Genomic DNA, 15,636 nt, shown 5'->3' with positions numbered 1-15,636 from the left:
CGGCGGGAGCGGGGTCAGGTGTGCGCGAGAGCCCGTTCCCGCCACAGCTCGTCGCGCGGGGAGCGGCGGCGGTCGAGGCGGGCATCGAGCAGCACCCGGGCCTCGTCCCAGCGGTCGGCGCGGAGCAGCGCGGCGATGCGAGCCTCCTCGATGATCTCTCGCTGAGCGTCGGATCCGCCGAGGCGACGGATCGACGGTGCGAGGAAGGCGAGGCGGTCGGCGGCAGCGGAGTTCGCGTCGCGGGCCATCATCCCCAGCGCCTCGGCGAGCGGAGAGACGACGGTGGCCATGGTCGGGTGTGCGTGCCCGGCCGCCCATGACCGCAGCTCGTCGAGCGCGCCGGCGTCGCCGGCGGCGAGGTGGGTCACCGCGGTGTGCATGGCCAGGAACGGCGTGGCAGGCCGGACCATGGTCTCGCGGCCGGTGACGCGTACGACCTCGGCGATGTCGGGTACGTCGCGCGCGCCCGGTGTGAGCGCCCAGCGGAACAGCAGCGAGCCGGAGTCGACCAGTGCCCGGCAGCCGAGGGCATGTCCGGGCTGGAGCTGGTTCTGGTAGCGGCGGCGTACGGCATCGAGGTCGCCCAGGGAGAGCTCGTGCAGCGCGGCGTGCCAGGAGAAGTGGGAGAGCGAGTCGATCTCGGCACCGTCGCCGAGCACCCACGAGGACATCCAGGCGAGGCCGGCCTCATGGTCGCCGGTCTCGTAGTGCGCGTGCGCCCGGGCGTGGGCGGAGTGGCCGGCGCCGGGCTCCACCGCCAGCGAGGCGCAGGAGAGCGACATCGCGTCGTCGAAGCGGCGCTGCTCCTGGCGTACGAACGCGAGCAGGCCCGTGAACCACCAGTCGTCACCGTACGCGGGCGCGGCACGCTCCACGATCGCCCACGCCTCCTCGGGCACCTCGGTGGCCCCGGCGAAGGCGATGGTCGGCACGGCGACCGAGAGCAGCAGCGCGTCGCGCGGGAAGGCCGCCAGGTGGTCGATCAGCGGTCGGGGATCGCCGCTGATGTGAGCCTCGACCGCGTGGACATGGCTACGCTCCCGCTCGGTCGCCCGCCGGGCGTGCAGCCGGGCCTGCCGCAGCCGTGCTGCGACATCGACGGGGGCGCACATCTCATGGCCGAGCAGCGCCAGCGCGGCGTGCCCGAGCGCAAAGGTCGGGTCGAGCACGATCGCGGTCGCGAACGAGGAGAGGGCGCCGTCTCGCAGACGAAGCACGTCCAGGAGCCCCTGGCGGTAGCTCCGGGCGGCTTCGTCGCTGGTGGTCAGCGCGTATCCATAGCGATCACGACAAGGCACATAATCATACTAGACCGCTAGACTTAAAAAGTCAGTGCAGCGGTGGCGGATTTCCCCAGACTCAGGGATCCATGAGCTCTCCGGAGCCTCGGGGGATCAGCCGGGTGCCGATCGTGACGGTCTGGGGTGGGCCGGCGGCTGGACCAGCTGCATCGCCCGCGATGCGCTGGAAGAGCAGCCGTGCGGCGGCCGCCCCCATGGCGCCAGGATCCTGTGCGACGACGGTGAGCCCGGGCTGGAGGAGGTCGCCGAGCTCGACGTCGTCGAACCCGACGAGCGCGAGTCGCGTCGAGCGCCGGGCTAGCTCGCGGAGGACGCTGACGGTGGTGCGGCTGTTGCCGCAGAAGAGCGCGGTCGCCGGTGTCTGCCCGGCGAGCAGTCGGTCAAGTGCCTCCGCGGTCGACGCGGGTGTTGGCGTGGCCTGCGCGACGAGCGTGTCGGAGAAGGGGATCCCAGCGGACTCCAGGGCCTCTCGGTAGCCACGCAGCCGCTCGCCGGCGGTGTAGATCTCCGGCGCGTCACCGATGAAGCCGATGCGACGATGGCCGTGGGAGAGCAGATGCTCCACTCCGCGCCGGCTGCCACCACGGTTGTCGGTGAGGATCATGTCGGCTTCGATGTCGCCGGGCGGGCGGTCGACGAACACGGCCGGGATGCCGGCCCGTATCTCCGGGAGCAGGTAGGAGTGGCTGGAGCCGGCCGGAACGATGATCAGGCCGTCCACACGCCGCTCGCAGAACGCGAGAGCGAGCTCGCGCTCCCGGTCGGCGTCCTCGGCGGAGGAGCCGGCGAAGACCATCGTCCCGTGCTCCCGGGCCACATCCTCGACTGCGCGAGACAGGATCGAGTAGAACGGGTCGGCCACGTCTTCGAGCAACAGGCCGACGGTGCCCGACCGTCCCTGTCGAAGATCGCGGGCGCTGGCGTTGCGGCGGAACCCGAGCCGGGTGATCGACTCGAGCACCGCTGCCCGGAGGTCGTCGTTCACGTTCGACTCGCCGTTGACCACCCGCGAGACGGTCTTCAGGCTCACCCCGGCAGCCGCCGCGACGTCCTTCATGGTCGGGCGGCGCTGCTGACGGGTCTGGTCGGACGGGGGTGATGCCACGTGCACAGCGTAGACGCAGATCCGAGCGTGACAACGATGTCCCCGTTCTTCTGTGTGAGCCCGCCAAAATTTCCCGTACCCCTCCGAGCGATCGGGTAAAGCCTGCGCAAACTCGTTGACAACGTTGTCATCGCACGGTTCCATCTGGGGTGGCCCCCATGTGAAGGAGATCACACCGATGCACCGTTGGGACGCACTCCCCAGAACCCGAGGCCGGTCTGCCCGCCGCCTGGCCGCGACGATCGCCGCGACGGCGGCGCTGATGGTCGGGATGAGCGGCACCGCGCCCGCGCTCGCGACGCCGGAAGCGCCCGAGCCGTCGGCCCCGAAGAGCAACACCGCCGACCCCCAGCGCGCCGCCGAAGGCGGTGACTGGTCGACCTCCTTCGAGGACGAGGACCCCCAGCCCAGCTGGGCCGACCTCGTCGACACCGACGATGACGGCAAGCCCCGCACCGCAGGCGTCGCCGGGCCGGACCCCTTCGGCATCCCCGGCGACATCGCCGAGCACATCACCGGCGCCACCGCCAGCGGAGAGAACAGCGGCTCCGGTGAGGGCGCTGCCGAGCTCGTCGACGGTGACATCAACACCAAATGGCTCACCTTCGCGACCACCGGCTGGGTGCAGATCCAGCTCGACCAGCCCGTCAGCGTCGTCAGGTACGCCCTCACCTCGGCCAACGACGCGGCCGAGCGCGACCCCAAGGACTGGGTGATCCAAGGCTCCGCCGACGGCCAGACCTGGACGACCGTCGATCGGCGCACCGGCCAGTCCTGGGAGGAGCGCTTTCAGACGAGAGAGTTCGAGATCGCCTCTCCGCAGGCGTACTCCCACTACCGCATCGACATCTCCGCGAACCAGAGCGGCGGCATCATCCAGCTCGCCGAGTGGCAGCTCTCCGACGGCTCCGAGCCTCCGCCGCCGCTGAAGAACATGACCAGCCATCCCGATGACGGCCCCGCCTCGGCGTACGCGGCGAAGTCGAAGGTCGGCTTCACCGGAGTGCACGCCTTCGAGTACGCAGGCAAGATCACCGGCGACAAGGGCCACTCCTACAACCGCGTCTTCGACGTCGACATCCCGGTCGGCAAGGAGACCGAGCTGTCCTACCTGGTCTTCCCGGAGTTCATCGAAGGCGACCTGAGCTACCCGAGCGCCTACACGGCGGTCGACCTGGCCTTCACCGACGGCACCCTCCTCTCCGAGCTGGGCGCGCTCGACGCGCAGGGCTACGTACTGTCCCCGGAGGGCCAAGGCGAGTCGAAGTCGCTCTACACCAACCAGTGGAACAAGAAGACCTCCGTCATCGGCGAGGTCGCGGCAGGCAGGACGATCGACCGCATCCTGGTCGCCGTCGACGCTCCGAGCGGCCCGACGAAGTTCCGCGGCTGGTACGACGACATCGCGATCACGGCCTCCCCGGACGAACCACAGATCACCAGCCGTGTCGACTACGCGGTCACGACCCGTGGCACCCAGTCCAGCGGCAGCTTCTCGCGAGGCAACAACATCCCGGCGACCGCGGTCCCGCACGGCTTCAACTTCTGGGCGCCGATGACCAACGCCGGCTCGCTGTCGTGGTTCTACCGCTACCACCAGGACAACGACGCGCAGAACCGGACCAGCCTGCAGGCGCTGACGCTGAGCCACGAGACCAGCCCGTGGATGGGGGACCGGCAGACCTTCCAGGTGATGCCGTCGTCCGCCGAGGGCGTCCCCGACCCGGGGCGCAAGGCACGCGCGCTCACCTTCGAGCACGACAACGAGATCGCCCGGCCCCACCACTACAAGGTCGACTTCGACAACGGCCAGAGCGCCGAGATCGCGCCGACCGACCATGCCGCCGTGTTCCGGTTCACCTACCCCGGTGACTCCGCGCGGCTGGTGTTCGACAACGTCAACAACAACGGCGGACTGACCCTCGACCCGGCCACCGGGACGCTGTCGGGCTTCACCGACACCCGCAGCGGCCTGTCCAACGGCGCCACTCGGATGTACGTCTACGCGACGTTCGACCAGCCGGTCACCGGCGGAGGCAAGTACGCCTCCGGGGAGCGTCCGAACGTACAGGGCCATCTCGAGTTCGACGCCGGTGCGGACAGGACCGTCACGATGCGCATCGCGACCAGCCTCATCGGCATCGACCAGGCCAAGCGCAACCTCGAGCTCGAGGTCGCCGACGCCTCCTTCGACACGGTCAAGGAGAGGGCGAAGGCGCTGTGGCAGGACAAGCTCGACGTCCTCGACATCCAGGGCGCGACCAAGGATCAGAAGACCACCGTCTACTCCAACCTCGCGCGTCTGTTCCTCTACCCCAACTCGGGCCACGAGAACGTCGGCACCGCGGACGAGCCGGCCTGGAAGCACGCCGTGCAGTCCACCTCCGGTGACACCAACCCGCCGGGCACCACCCCCACCCACACCGGGGCCGAGGTCAAGGACGGCAAGGTCTACGTGAACAACGGCTTCTGGGACACCTACCGCACCACCTGGGCGGCCTACTCGCTCTTGGAGCCGAGCCAGGCGGCCGAGATGGTCAACGGCTTCGTGCAGCAGTACAAGGACAACGGCTGGATCTCGCGCTGGTCCTCGCCGGGCTACGCCAACCTGATGACCGGGACCAGCTCGGACGTCTCCTTCGCCGACGCGTACGTCAAGGGTGTCGAGGGCATCGACGCGGAGGCCGCCTACGCGGCCGCCGTCAAGAATGCCACCGTCCGTCCGCCGGGCAGCGCGACCAACTCCAACGTCGGTCGCAAGGGCATGCAGACCTCGGTGTTCCTCGGCTACACGCCCGCGGCCGTGAGCGAGGGCGTCTCCTGGGGCCTCGAGGGCTACATCAACGACTACGGCATTGGGAACATGGCCGCGAAGCTGGCCGAACGTGACGGCATCACCTCGGCCGAGCGGAAGCGGCTGCGTGAGGAGTCGGAGTACTTCCTCGGCCGGGCTCGCAACTACGTCAACACCTTCGACACCAAGGTGGGCTTCTTCCAGGGCCGCAACGCCGACGGCACCTTCAAGAAGTCGCCGGCGGACTTCAACCCGCTGGTGTGGGGCAGCGACCACGACTACACCGAGACCAACGGGTGGAACTTCGCGTTCCATACCCCGCAGGACGGCCAGGGCCTGGCCAACCTCTACGGCGGCCGCGGTGGGCTCGCGAAGAAGCTGGACACCTTCTTCTCGACGCCGGAGACGGGGGAGTACCCGGGCTCCTACGGCGGGATCATCCACGAGATCCGTGAGGCCCGCGACGTACGCATGGGGCAGTGGGGCTTCTCCAACCAGGTCAGCCACCACATCCCGTGGATGTACAGCTACGCGGGCCAGCCCTGGAAGACGCAGGAGATCGTCCGCGAGACCCTGCGCCGCATGTACACCGGCTCCGAGATCGGGCAGGGCTATGCCGGCGACGAGGACAACGGCGAGACCTCGGCCTGGCATCTCTTCGCCTCGCTCGGCCTCTACCCGCTCCAGATGGGCAGCGAGAACCTCGTGCTCGGCTCGCCGCTGTTCACCAAGGCCACGCTGCACCTCGAGGGCGGCAAGGACCTGGTGATCGAGGCGCCCGAGAACAGCACCGAGAACATCTACGTCCAGGGCGTCACCATCGACGGCAAGAAGTGGGACAAGACGTACGTCTCCCACCAGGAGCTCGCCGACGGCGGCACCATCGAGTTCGACATGGGGTCGACCCCGTCGCGATGGGGCACCTCGCCGAGCTCGGCGCCGCCGTCGCTGACCACCGGCTCGGCGCCGGCCACACCGATCGCCGACAAGTCGGGCGCGGGCAAGGGCGCGGTCTCGGCCAGCGGGAACGGCGGCGAGACGCTGGTCGACAACGACTCCGGGACACAGACGACCGTCGCCGGTGACGGCTGGGTGGAGTACCGGTTCTCCGGGACCAAGGTGCCGGTCTCCTTCTACACCCTCACCAACGGCGCCGACGGCCGCTCGCCCAGCGGCTGGGTCGTCAAGGGATCCAACGACGGCATCGACTGGAAGGTCCTCGACCGGCGCTCGGGTGAGAAGTTCGCGTGGCAGCAGGCCACCCGTCCGTTCAAGCTCGAGTCGGAGTCGAGGTTCAACCGGATCCGGATCGAGTTCACCGGCCCGGCCGCGGAGCAGATCACGCTCTCGGAGGTGGAGCTGCTCGGCTGAGCCTGATGGAGACGACGATGCCCGGCCGGCCTCGGCCGGGCACCGTCCGTTCCCGGGAGCGCCGAGACTGTCCGTGGTCGCCACTAGGGTTGGAGCGTGCCCGATCCGCAGAGCTATCGCCCCAAAGCTGGAGACATCCCCACCCAGCCAGGGGTCTACCGGTTCCGCGACCCCAAGGGGCGGGTGATCTACGTCGGCAAGGCGATCAACCTGCGCCAGCGGCTCGCGAACTACTTCCAGCCGATCCCCAGCCTCCACCCACGCACGGCGACGATGGTCACCACCGCGGCCAGCGTCGAGTGGACGACGGTCAACAACGACATCGAGGCGCTCCAGCTCGAATACACCTGGATCAAGGAGTTCGACCCGCGGTTCAACGTCAAGTACCGCGACGACAAGTCCTACCCGTGGCTCGCGGTGACCGTCTCCGAGGACTTCCCAAGGGTCATGGTCGGCCGCGGTGCCAAGCGCAAGGGCACCCGATACTTCGGCCCGTACGGTCATGCCTGGGCGATCCGGGAGACCGTCGACATCCTGCTGCGGGTCTTCCCGATGCGCTCGTGCAGCAACGGCGTCTTCAAGCGCTCCCAGCAGATCGGCCGGCCGTGCCTGCTCGGCTACATCGACAAGTGCACCGCCCCCTGCGTCGGCAACGTCTCCGCCGAGGAGCACCGCGAGATCGTCGATGACTTCTGCGACTTCATGGCGGGCCACACCACGAGCTTCACGAAGCGGATCGAGAAGGAGATGTACGCCGCGTCCGAAGCCCTCGACTTCGAGAAGGCCGCGCGGTTGCGCGACGACCTGGCGGCGATGCAGCGCGCCCTGGAGAAGCAGGCCGTGGTGCTCGGCGACGGTGCCGACGCCGACGTCATCGCCCTGGCGGAGGACCCGCTCGAGGTCGGCGTGCAGATCTTCTACGTACGCGGTGGCCGCATCAAGGGTCAGCGCGGCTGGGTCGCGGACCGGATGGACGACGCCGACACGGCCGGTCTGGTCGAGCACTTCCTGCTCCAGCTCTACGTCGGCGAAGATGCGGAGGCGATCCCGCGCGAGATCCTCGTCCCGGCGCTGCCGCCCGACCACGACACGCTCGAGGAGCTGCTCTCGGACGTGCGCAAGGCGAAGGTCAGGATCCGGGTCCCCCAGCGTGGGGACAAGAAGACGCTCCAGGAGACGGTCGCCAAGAACGCCAAGCAGGCCCTCGCGCTCCACAAGACCAGGCGCGCGAGCGACCTGACCACCCGCAACCGGGCGCTGGAGGAGATCCAGGAGGCGCTCGAGCTCGACGAGGTGCCGCTGCGGATCGAGTGCTACGACATCTCCCACCTGCAGGGCACCGAGATCGTCGCCAGCATGGTGGTCTTCGAGGACGGGCTGGCCCGCAAGTCCGAATACCGCCGGTTCATCATCAAGGGCCAGGACGGCTCCGACGACGTCAAGGCGATGCACGAGGTCATCACCCGGCGGTTCAAGCGGCTCCTCGACGAGCAGTCGACCTCGGTCGTGTCTACTGAGGTCGAGGGGCCCAGCGGCCCGATGCTGGTCGACCCGGAGACCGGCCGGCCGAGGAAGTTCGCGTACGCCCCCGGCCTGGTGGTCGTCGACGGCGGCGCGCCCCAGGTGGCCGCTGCGCAGCGCGCCCTCGCGGAGCTCGGCGTCAACGACATCCCGGTGGTCGGCCTGGCCAAGCGCCTGGAGGAGGTCTGGGTTCCCCAGGAGGAGGACCCGGTCATCCTTCCGCGCAGCTCCGAAGGGCTCTACCTGCTGCAGCGGATCCGCGACGAGGCGCACCGGTTCGCGATCGGCCACCACCGTGGCCGGCGCTCGAAGTCCATGGTGGAGAGCCTGCTCGACGACGTTCCCGGCCTCGGCGAGGTGCGCCGAAAGACGCTGATGAAGCACTTCGGCTCGTTGAAGAAGCTCCGGACGGCGACCGTCGAGGAGATCGCCCAGGTGCCCGGCATCGGTCCCGGCACCGCGACCGCGATCAAGACCGCTGTGGATCAGTCGTCGAAGAATGGCAAGGTTGGCGCCATCAACGTCACCACCGGCGAGATCATCGAGGAGTAGGTCATGCACAAGGGGGAGGTCGTCGTCATCACCGGCATGACCGGTGCCGGGCGAAGCACTGCGGCCAAGGAGCTGGAGGATCTCGGCTACTACGTCGTCGACAACCTGCCGCCGAGCCTGCTCTCGCAGGTCGTCGAGCGGGTCGACGCGGCCCGGGGCCCGGAGCAGCCGGTGGCGGTCGTGACCGACGTACGTTCAGGGTCCTTCTTCGCCGAGCTCGAGGAGATCCTGGCGAAGAAGGCCACCGGGCGGCGTACGACCCTGGTGTTCCTCGACGCCGCCGACGACACGCTCGTCCGCCGTCAGGAGGCCGCGCGGCGGCCCCACCCGATGCAGCGGGGCAACGAGCGGCTGCTGGACGCGCTCGAGCGTGAGCGGGTGGTGCTGGCCAGTCTGCGCGGCGCCGCCGATCTGGTCATCGACACGACCCAGCTCAACGTGCACCAGCTCACCGCCAGGATCGCCGAGGCCTTCGGCACCCCGGAGCGGACGACCCTGAAGGTCTCCGTGGTGAGCTTCGGGTTCAAGTACGGGATCCCGGTCGACGCCGACTTCATGGCCGACATGCGCTTCCTGCCCAACCCCCACTGGGTTCCCGAGCTGAAGGGTGGCAACGGACGCGACAATCCCGACGTCGCCGACTACGTCTACACCCGTCCTGGCGCGGAGGAGTTCTTGAGCGGGTATGTTCCGGTGCTCGTCGGAGTGACCAAGGGCTATCTTCACGAAGGGAAGAGGTTCATGCGCGTGGCAATCGGGTGCACGGGTGGCAAGCACCGCAGCGTGGCGATGGCGGAGGAGATCTCCAGACGGCTGCGAGATGCCGGGCTGGACGCGAAGGCGATCCACCGAGACCTCGGGCGGGAGTGAGAGTGGCCAGGGCCGACCGACCCGGGGCAGATGCCCAGGCAGTCGTCGCCCTGGGGGGCGGGCACGGACTGCATGCGTCGCTGAGCGCGCTGCGGCTGCTGGTCGACGACCTGACCGTCGACCAGCTGACGGCGATCGTCACGGTCGCCGACAACGGCGGCTCGAGCGGGCGGCTCAGGCGGGAGTTCGGCGTGCTTCCGCCGGGCGACCTGCGGATGGCGCTGGCCGCGCTGTGCGGCGCGGACCGCTGGGACGACACCTGGGCGCAGGTTCTGCAGCACCGCTTCGCGGGCGAGGGCGAGATGCGCGGCCACAGTCTCGGCAACCTGCTCATCGTCGGGTTGTGGGAGCAGCTCGGCAACCACGTCGAGGCCCTCGACTGGGTCGGCCGCCTGCTGGGCGCCAAGGGCCGGGTCCTGCCGATGGCGCTGGTGCCGATGGACATCGTGGCCGAGGTGAGTGGGCTCGACGCCGACGACCCCGAGGCCCGGGTCGCGATCAGCGGCCAGGTCGAGGTCGCCACCACCGACGGCCGGATCGAGTCGATCCAGCTCGTCCCCGACAACCCACCGGCCGCGCCCGACGCCGTCAAGGCGATCCGTGAGGCCGAGTGGGTGTTCCTGGGGCCCGGCTCCTGGTTCACCTCGGTCCTGCCGCACCTGATGGTCCGTGCGCTGCGCGAGGCTCTGGTCGCCACCTCCGCGAAGATCGTCGTGGTGCTCAACCTCGGGGAGCAGCCGGGGGAGACGACCGGCTTCGGCCCGGCCGAGCACCTCGAGGTCCTCCTCGACCACGCCCCCGACCTGCGGATCGACACGGTTCTGGTCGACTCCTCCCTCGACGGCCTCGACGAGCTGTGGCGGGTGGCCGAGAAGTGCGGTGCGAGGGTCGAGGTCGCCGACGTCGCCGTCGCTGACGGTACCCCTCGCCACGACCCGGAGCGGTTGGCCGCTGCGTACGCGAGGGTGATCGGGGCGGGCTGAGGACGGCCGATCCTCCTCTGCCGGGCCTGCGCGGAGTGGCTCTGACGTGGAACCGATTCGAGGGTCGTTGACAACAATGAAAGACTCTCCGGCATGGCGATGACGGGACAGGTGAAGGCCGAGCTGGCCTCCACTCAGATCACCAAGACATGCTGCCGAAAGGCAGAGGTTGCCTCGACGTTGAGGTTCGCTGGGGGGATCCACATCGTGGCCGGCAGGATCGTGGTCGAGGCTGAGCTCGACACCGGTCTGGCTGCCAGAAGGCTGAAGCGAGATATCGCCGACGTCTTCGGTCACGAGGCAGAGGTGGCTCTCATCCAGGCGAGCGGGCTTCGTAAGGGCAGCCGCTACATCGTGCGCGTGGTCAAGGACGGTGAGGCGCTGGCGCGCCAGACCGGCCTTCTCGACCAGCGTGGCCGACCGGTGCGCGGCCTTCCGCCCGCCGTCGTCTCGGGTGGGGCCTGCGACGCCGTCGCCGCCTGGCGCGGAGCCTTCCTGGCCCACGGCTCGCTCACCGAGCCGGGCCGGTCCTCCTCGATGGAGGTGACCTGCCCGGGGTCGGAGTCGGCCCTGGCCCTCGTCGGCGTCGCTCGCCGTATCGGCATCTCGGCGAAGCCGAGGGAGGTACGCGGCGTGGACCGTGTCGTCATCCGTGACGGCGATGCGATCGGTCAGCTGCTGACCCGCCTGGGCGCTCACGAGTCGCTGATGGCCTGGGAGGAGCGCCGGATGCGTCGCGAGGTCCGCGCCACCGCCAACCGGCTGGCCAACTTCGACGACGCCAACCTGCGCCGCTCGGCCCGCGCGGCCGTCGCCGCCGGAGCCCGCGTCGAGCGGGCCCTGGAGATCCTCGGCGACGACATCCCCGACCATCTGCGCCAGGCCGGCAAGCTCCGTCTGGAGCACAAGCAGGCCTCCCTCGAGGAGCTCGGACAGCTCCACGACCCGGTGCTCACCAAGGACGCCATCGCCGGCCGCATCCGCCGTCTCCTGGCGATGGCCGACAAGCGCGCCGAGGACCTCGGCATCCCCGACACCGAGGCTTCGCTGACCGCGGAGATGCTCGCCGAAGACGCGTAGAACATTCGAAGACCGGCCCGAGGCCCTCGAGTGATCGAGGGCCTCGGGCCGTTTGCTACTCGTCCGTCTATTGGAACGATCCAACCCACCCTCCCGCAGTTCAGAGTGGCTGGGTAGTGTCGGCGTCAGCGGGTGATCCCGCGCACAATCTTTCGACGCGAACCAGGAGTCCACGTGACAGTTCGAGTAGGTATCAACGGGTTCGGCCGGATCGGCCGCAACTTCTTCCGGTCGGTGCGCGCCTCCGACCTCGACATCGAGATCGTCGGGGTCAACGACCTCAGCGACAACGCCACCCTCGCGACGCTGCTGAAGTACGACACGATCCTCGGCCCCCTCGACGCCGAGGTCTCCGCGACCGAGGACGCGATCGTCGTCGACGGCAAGGAGATCAAGGCGTACGCAGAGCGTGACCCGGCCAACCTCCGCTGGTCCGACCTCGGTGTCGACGTCGTGATCGAGTCCACCGGCTTCTTCACCGACGCGACCAAGGCCCGCGCCCACGTCGACTCCGGCGGCGCGAAGAAGGTGATCATCTCCGCTCCGGCGAAGAACGACGACGCCACCATCGTGATGGGTGTCAACGAGAAGGACTACGACCCCAACAACCACACGGTCGTCTCCAACGCCTCGTGCACGACCAACTGCCTGGCGCCGCTGGCCAAGGCGCTCAACGACGGCATCGGCATCAACAAGGGCCTGATGACGACCGTCCACGCCTACACCGCCGACCAGAACCTCCAGGACAACATCCACAAGGATCTGCGTCGCGCCCGCGCCGCCGCGCTCAACGTGGTGCCCACCTCGACCGGCGCCGCCAAGGCGATCGGTCTGGTGCTGCCGGAGCTGAAGGGCAAGCTCGACGGCTACGCGCTGCGCGTGCCGGTGCCGACCGGCTCGATCGTCGACCTCTCCTTCGAGGCCTCGCGCGAGACCTCGGTCGAGGAGATCAACGAGATCATGGAGAAGGCCGCCGACGGGAAGTACCTGGTCTACTCGACCGACCCGATCGTCTCCTCCGACATCGTCACCAACCCGGCGTCCTCGATCTTCGACGCTCCGCTGACCAAGGTGATCGGCAACCAGGTCAAGGTCGCGGCGTGGTATGACAACGAGTGGGGCTACTCCAACAGGCTCGGGGACCTGGTTGCGTACGTTGGCGCGAGCCTGTGACCCAGCGACGCTGGTCACAGGTTAGTCTCTAGCCCGTTATGTCTCTGAATCTCACGCAGCTCATCGAGCAGGGTGTCGAGGGCAAGCGAGTTCTCGTGCGCTCCGACCTCAACGTCCCGTTGGAAGGCACCACGATCACCGACGACGGTCGGATCCGTGCCTCGGTGCCTACGATCAAGGCCCTGGCCGACGCCGGTGCCAAGGTCGTGGTGGTCGCCCACCTCGGTCGCCCGAAGGGGGAGCCGGACCCGGCGTACTCGCTGGCGCCGGTGGCGACCCGCCTCGGTGAGCTGCTCGGTGCCGAGGTCGCCTTCGCGACCGACACCGTCGGCGACTCCGCCGGCTCGGTCGTCGGGGGCCTCGGCGACGGTCAGGTCGCTCTCCTGGAGAACGTACGTTTCAACGCCGGTGAGACCAGCGAGGACGACATCGAGCGGGCGACCTTCGCCACCCAGCTCGCGGCCCTGGCTGACGCGTTCGTCTCCGACGGCTTCGGCGTGGTCCACCGCAAGCAGGCCTCGGTCTACGACGTCGCCAAGCTGCTCCCGAGTGCGCAGGGCGACCTGGTCTCGACCGAGATCGACGTGCTCAAGCGGCTCACCGAGACCCCCGAGCGTCCCTACGTGGTCGTCCTCGGCGGCTCGAAGGTCTCCGACAAGCTCGGCGTGATCGACAACCTGCTCGGCAAGGCCGACAAGCTGCTGATCGGTGGCGGCATGGTCTTCACCTTCCTCAAGGCCCAGGGTCTCGAGGTCGGCGAGTCGCTGCTCGAGGAGGACCAGATCCTGACCGTCCTCGGCTATCTCGAGCGAGCCGAGGAGATCGGCGTCGAGATCCTGCTGCCGACCGACGTCGTGGTCGCCGACTCCTTCGGTGACGAGGCCTCCGCCCGTGTGGTCGCGGCCAACTCGATCCCAGCCGAGTCGCTCGGTCTCGACATCGGCCCCGAGGCGGCGCAGACCTACGCCGCGGCCCTTGAGGGCGCCAAGACCGTCTTCTGGAACGGGCCGATGGGGGTCTTCGAGCAGCCTGCGTTCGCCGAGGGCACTCGCGCGGTCGCCCAGGCGCTCACCACGATCGACGGCCTCTCGGTCGTCGGCGGTGGTGACTCCGCCGCGGCGATCCGTCAGCTCGGTTTCACCGATGACCAGTTCGGCCACATCTCCACCGGTGGCGGCGCCTCGCTCGAATACCTGGAGGGCAAGACCCTCCCGGGTGTGGCCGTGCTCGAGGAGTCGAACATCGTGGGAGGCCTGGGCTGATGGCAGCGAAGAAGCAGACCGGTGGGCGCACCCCGCTCATCGCCGGCAACTGGAAGATGAACCTCAACCACCAAGAAGCGGTGGTCCTGGTCCAGAAGCTCGCCTGGACGCTCTCCGACAAGCGCCACGACTTCGCCGCCGTCGAGGTGGCGATCTTCCCTCCGTTCACCGACATCCGTTCGGTGCAGACGCTGGTCGACGGCGACAAGATGCGGATCACCTACGGTGCTCAGAACGTCTCGACCGAGGAGTCCGGCGCCTACACCGGCGAGGTCTCGGCCTCCATGCTGGCCAAGCTCGGCTGCTCCTACGTGATCGTGGGCCACTCCGAGCGTCGCGAGCACTACGGCGAGACCGACCAGATCGTCGCGCAGAAGGCCAAGATCGCTCTCAAGCACGACATCACCCCGATCGTCTGCGTCGGCGAGGGCCTCGAGATCCGCCAGGCCGGCAACCACGTCGACCACTGCACCGGTCAGGCCGAGGCGTCGCTCGCCGGGCTCACCGATGCCGAGGTCGGCAAGGTCGTGATCGCCTACGAGCCCGTCTGGGCGATCGGCACGGGGGAGACCGCCACGGCGCAGGACGCTCAGGAGGTCTGCGCCGGCATCCGGGAGCGGCTGGAGAAGGTCTACGGGGCCGAGGTGGCCGGCGGCGTACGCATCCTCTACGGCGGCTCTGTGAAGCCCAACAACGTGGCCGCGCTGATGCAGGAGGCCGACGTCGACGGTGCGCTGGTGGGTGGTGCGAGCCTCTCGGCCGACGACTTCGCGGCGATCTCGCGCTACTACGACCTACCAGTGCTGTAGGGCAGTGCTCTACTCTTGGCGCTCTCCAGATAGGATTCAAACGTGGAACTTCTCTTCACCATCATCCTGGTCATCGCGAGCGCGCTGATGATCGTGCTCGTGCTGCTTCACAAGGGCCGCGGTGGCGGACTCTCCGACATGTTCGGCGGCGGCGTATCGAGCTCCCTGGGTGGATCCTCGGTCGTCGAGCGCAACCTCGACCGGCTCACCGTCGGCATCGGCGTGATCTGGTTCGCCTGTGTGATCGCGCTCGGCCTGCTGATGGCCTACTGATCCATTTCCCTTCGGAGCATGCGCGATAGCGTCTAAACTCATTCGACGCTGGACGGAGATTTTGCCGTCCAATTCCCCCAAAGTGGCCTCTCGGGGCTGCGAACTTAAGTTGAGAGAGGACACCGCAGCACCATGGCAGGTGGAGGGAACGCGATTCGGGGCTCCCGAGTCGGTGCTGGGCCGATGGGTGAGGCGGAGCGCGGCGAAGCTGCGCCGCGAAAGGCCGTCACCTACTTCTGCGCCAACGCACATCATTCGGTCATCACCTTCGCCGTCGAGGCGACGCCACCAGACTCGTGGGACTGCCCCAAGTGTGGGCTCCCAGCTGGACTGGACGAGGAGAACGCGCCCCCGGCGCCGAAGACCGAGCCTTACAAGACCCACCTCGCCTACGTGAAGGAGCGCCGCTCCGACGCCGAGGCCGAGGACATCCTGGAGGAGGCAATCGCTCTGCTCCGATCCCGCCGGAAGTCCGGCGAGATCATCTTCTGAGCTCATCAGCCGAGTCGGCGCATCTGTCCTGGACAGAGGCGCCGACTCGG

Annotated in this window: 12 protein-coding genes; 10 read left to right on the top strand and 2 right to left on the bottom strand. The window is 68.6% G+C overall.

Features of this window, described 5'->3' with window-relative positions; translation table 11 throughout:
* Positions 1 to 14 precede the first annotated feature (14 nt).
* Both BJ988_RS12925 and BJ988_RS12920 read right to left on the bottom strand, forming a co-directional pair.
* A complete protein-coding gene (locus BJ988_RS12925) occupies positions 15 to 1,298 on the bottom strand; it encodes a tetratricopeptide repeat protein (RefSeq protein WP_179658365.1) in 1,284 nt (427 codons plus the stop codon).
* Positions 1,299 to 1,359: 61 nt separating this feature from the next.
* Positions 1,360 to 2,406, bottom strand: coding sequence for a substrate-binding domain-containing protein (locus tag BJ988_RS12920; RefSeq protein ID WP_179658364.1), 1,047 nt, complete (start codon positions 2,404 to 2,406; stop codon positions 1,360 to 1,362).
* A gap of 178 nt (positions 2,407 to 2,584) precedes the next feature.
* Here BJ988_RS12920 and BJ988_RS12915 point away from each other — a divergent pair, with 178 nt between their 5' ends.
* From BJ988_RS12915 to BJ988_RS12870, 10 genes are all read left to right on the top strand, one after another.
* Positions 2,585 to 6,571 carry a GH92 family glycosyl hydrolase gene (locus BJ988_RS12915; protein WP_179658363.1) on the top strand — a complete coding sequence of 1,329 codons (3,987 nt, stop codon included), beginning with the start codon at positions 2,585 to 2,587 and terminating at the stop codon, positions 6,569 to 6,571.
* Positions 6,572 to 6,667: 96 nt separating this feature from the next.
* Positions 6,668 to 8,644 (top strand): excinuclease ABC subunit UvrC, encoded by a 1,977-nt coding sequence (uvrC, locus tag BJ988_RS12910; RefSeq protein ID WP_179658362.1) that lies wholly within the window; start codon positions 6,668 to 6,670, stop codon positions 8,642 to 8,644.
* Between the two features lie 3 nt (positions 8,645 to 8,647).
* Complete coding sequence (rapZ, locus tag BJ988_RS12905) at positions 8,648 to 9,514, top strand: RNase adapter RapZ (RefSeq protein ID WP_179658361.1); 867 nt, start codon at positions 8,648 to 8,650, stop codon at positions 9,512 to 9,514.
* A gap of 2 nt (positions 9,515 to 9,516) precedes the next feature.
* Positions 9,517 to 10,497, top strand: a complete 981-nt coding sequence (locus BJ988_RS12900) for a uridine diphosphate-N-acetylglucosamine-binding protein YvcK (protein WP_179658360.1) — start codon at positions 9,517 to 9,519, stop codon at positions 10,495 to 10,497.
* A 93-nt stretch (positions 10,498 to 10,590) separates the two neighbouring features.
* Entirely contained in the window at positions 10,591 to 11,577 is a 987-nt protein-coding gene (gene whiA, locus BJ988_RS12895; RefSeq protein ID WP_179658359.1) for a DNA-binding protein WhiA, read from the top strand.
* A 174-nt stretch (positions 11,578 to 11,751) separates the two neighbouring features.
* Complete coding sequence (gene gap, locus BJ988_RS12890) at positions 11,752 to 12,750, top strand: type I glyceraldehyde-3-phosphate dehydrogenase (RefSeq protein WP_179658358.1); 999 nt, start codon at positions 11,752 to 11,754, stop codon at positions 12,748 to 12,750.
* A 38-nt stretch (positions 12,751 to 12,788) separates the two neighbouring features.
* On the top strand, positions 12,789 to 14,012 hold the full coding sequence (locus tag BJ988_RS12885; RefSeq protein ID WP_179658357.1) for a phosphoglycerate kinase: 1,224 nt from the start codon (positions 12,789 to 12,791) through the stop codon (positions 14,010 to 14,012).
* Positions 14,012 to 14,821: a triose-phosphate isomerase gene (gene tpiA / locus BJ988_RS12880; RefSeq protein WP_179658356.1), complete on the top strand. Its 810-nt coding sequence runs from the start codon at positions 14,012 to 14,014 to the stop codon at positions 14,819 to 14,821. The genes BJ988_RS12885 and tpiA overlap by 1 nt, the downstream gene beginning before the upstream one ends.
* Before the next feature lie 42 nt (positions 14,822 to 14,863).
* On the top strand, positions 14,864 to 15,094 hold the full coding sequence (gene secG / locus BJ988_RS12875) for a preprotein translocase subunit SecG (protein ID WP_179658355.1): 231 nt from the start codon (positions 14,864 to 14,866) through the stop codon (positions 15,092 to 15,094).
* 132 nt (positions 15,095 to 15,226) lie between these two features.
* A complete protein-coding gene (locus BJ988_RS12870; RefSeq protein WP_179658354.1) occupies positions 15,227 to 15,586 on the top strand; it encodes an RNA polymerase-binding protein RbpA in 360 nt (119 codons plus the stop codon).
* Positions 15,587 to 15,636 lie beyond the last annotated feature (50 nt).

The sequence above is a fragment of the Nocardioides panzhihuensis genome (assembly GCF_013408335.1).
GTDB lineage: Bacteria > Actinomycetota > Actinomycetes > Propionibacteriales > Nocardioidaceae > Nocardioides > Nocardioides panzhihuensis.
This window is presented reverse-complemented; position numbering and strand designations above follow the sequence as displayed.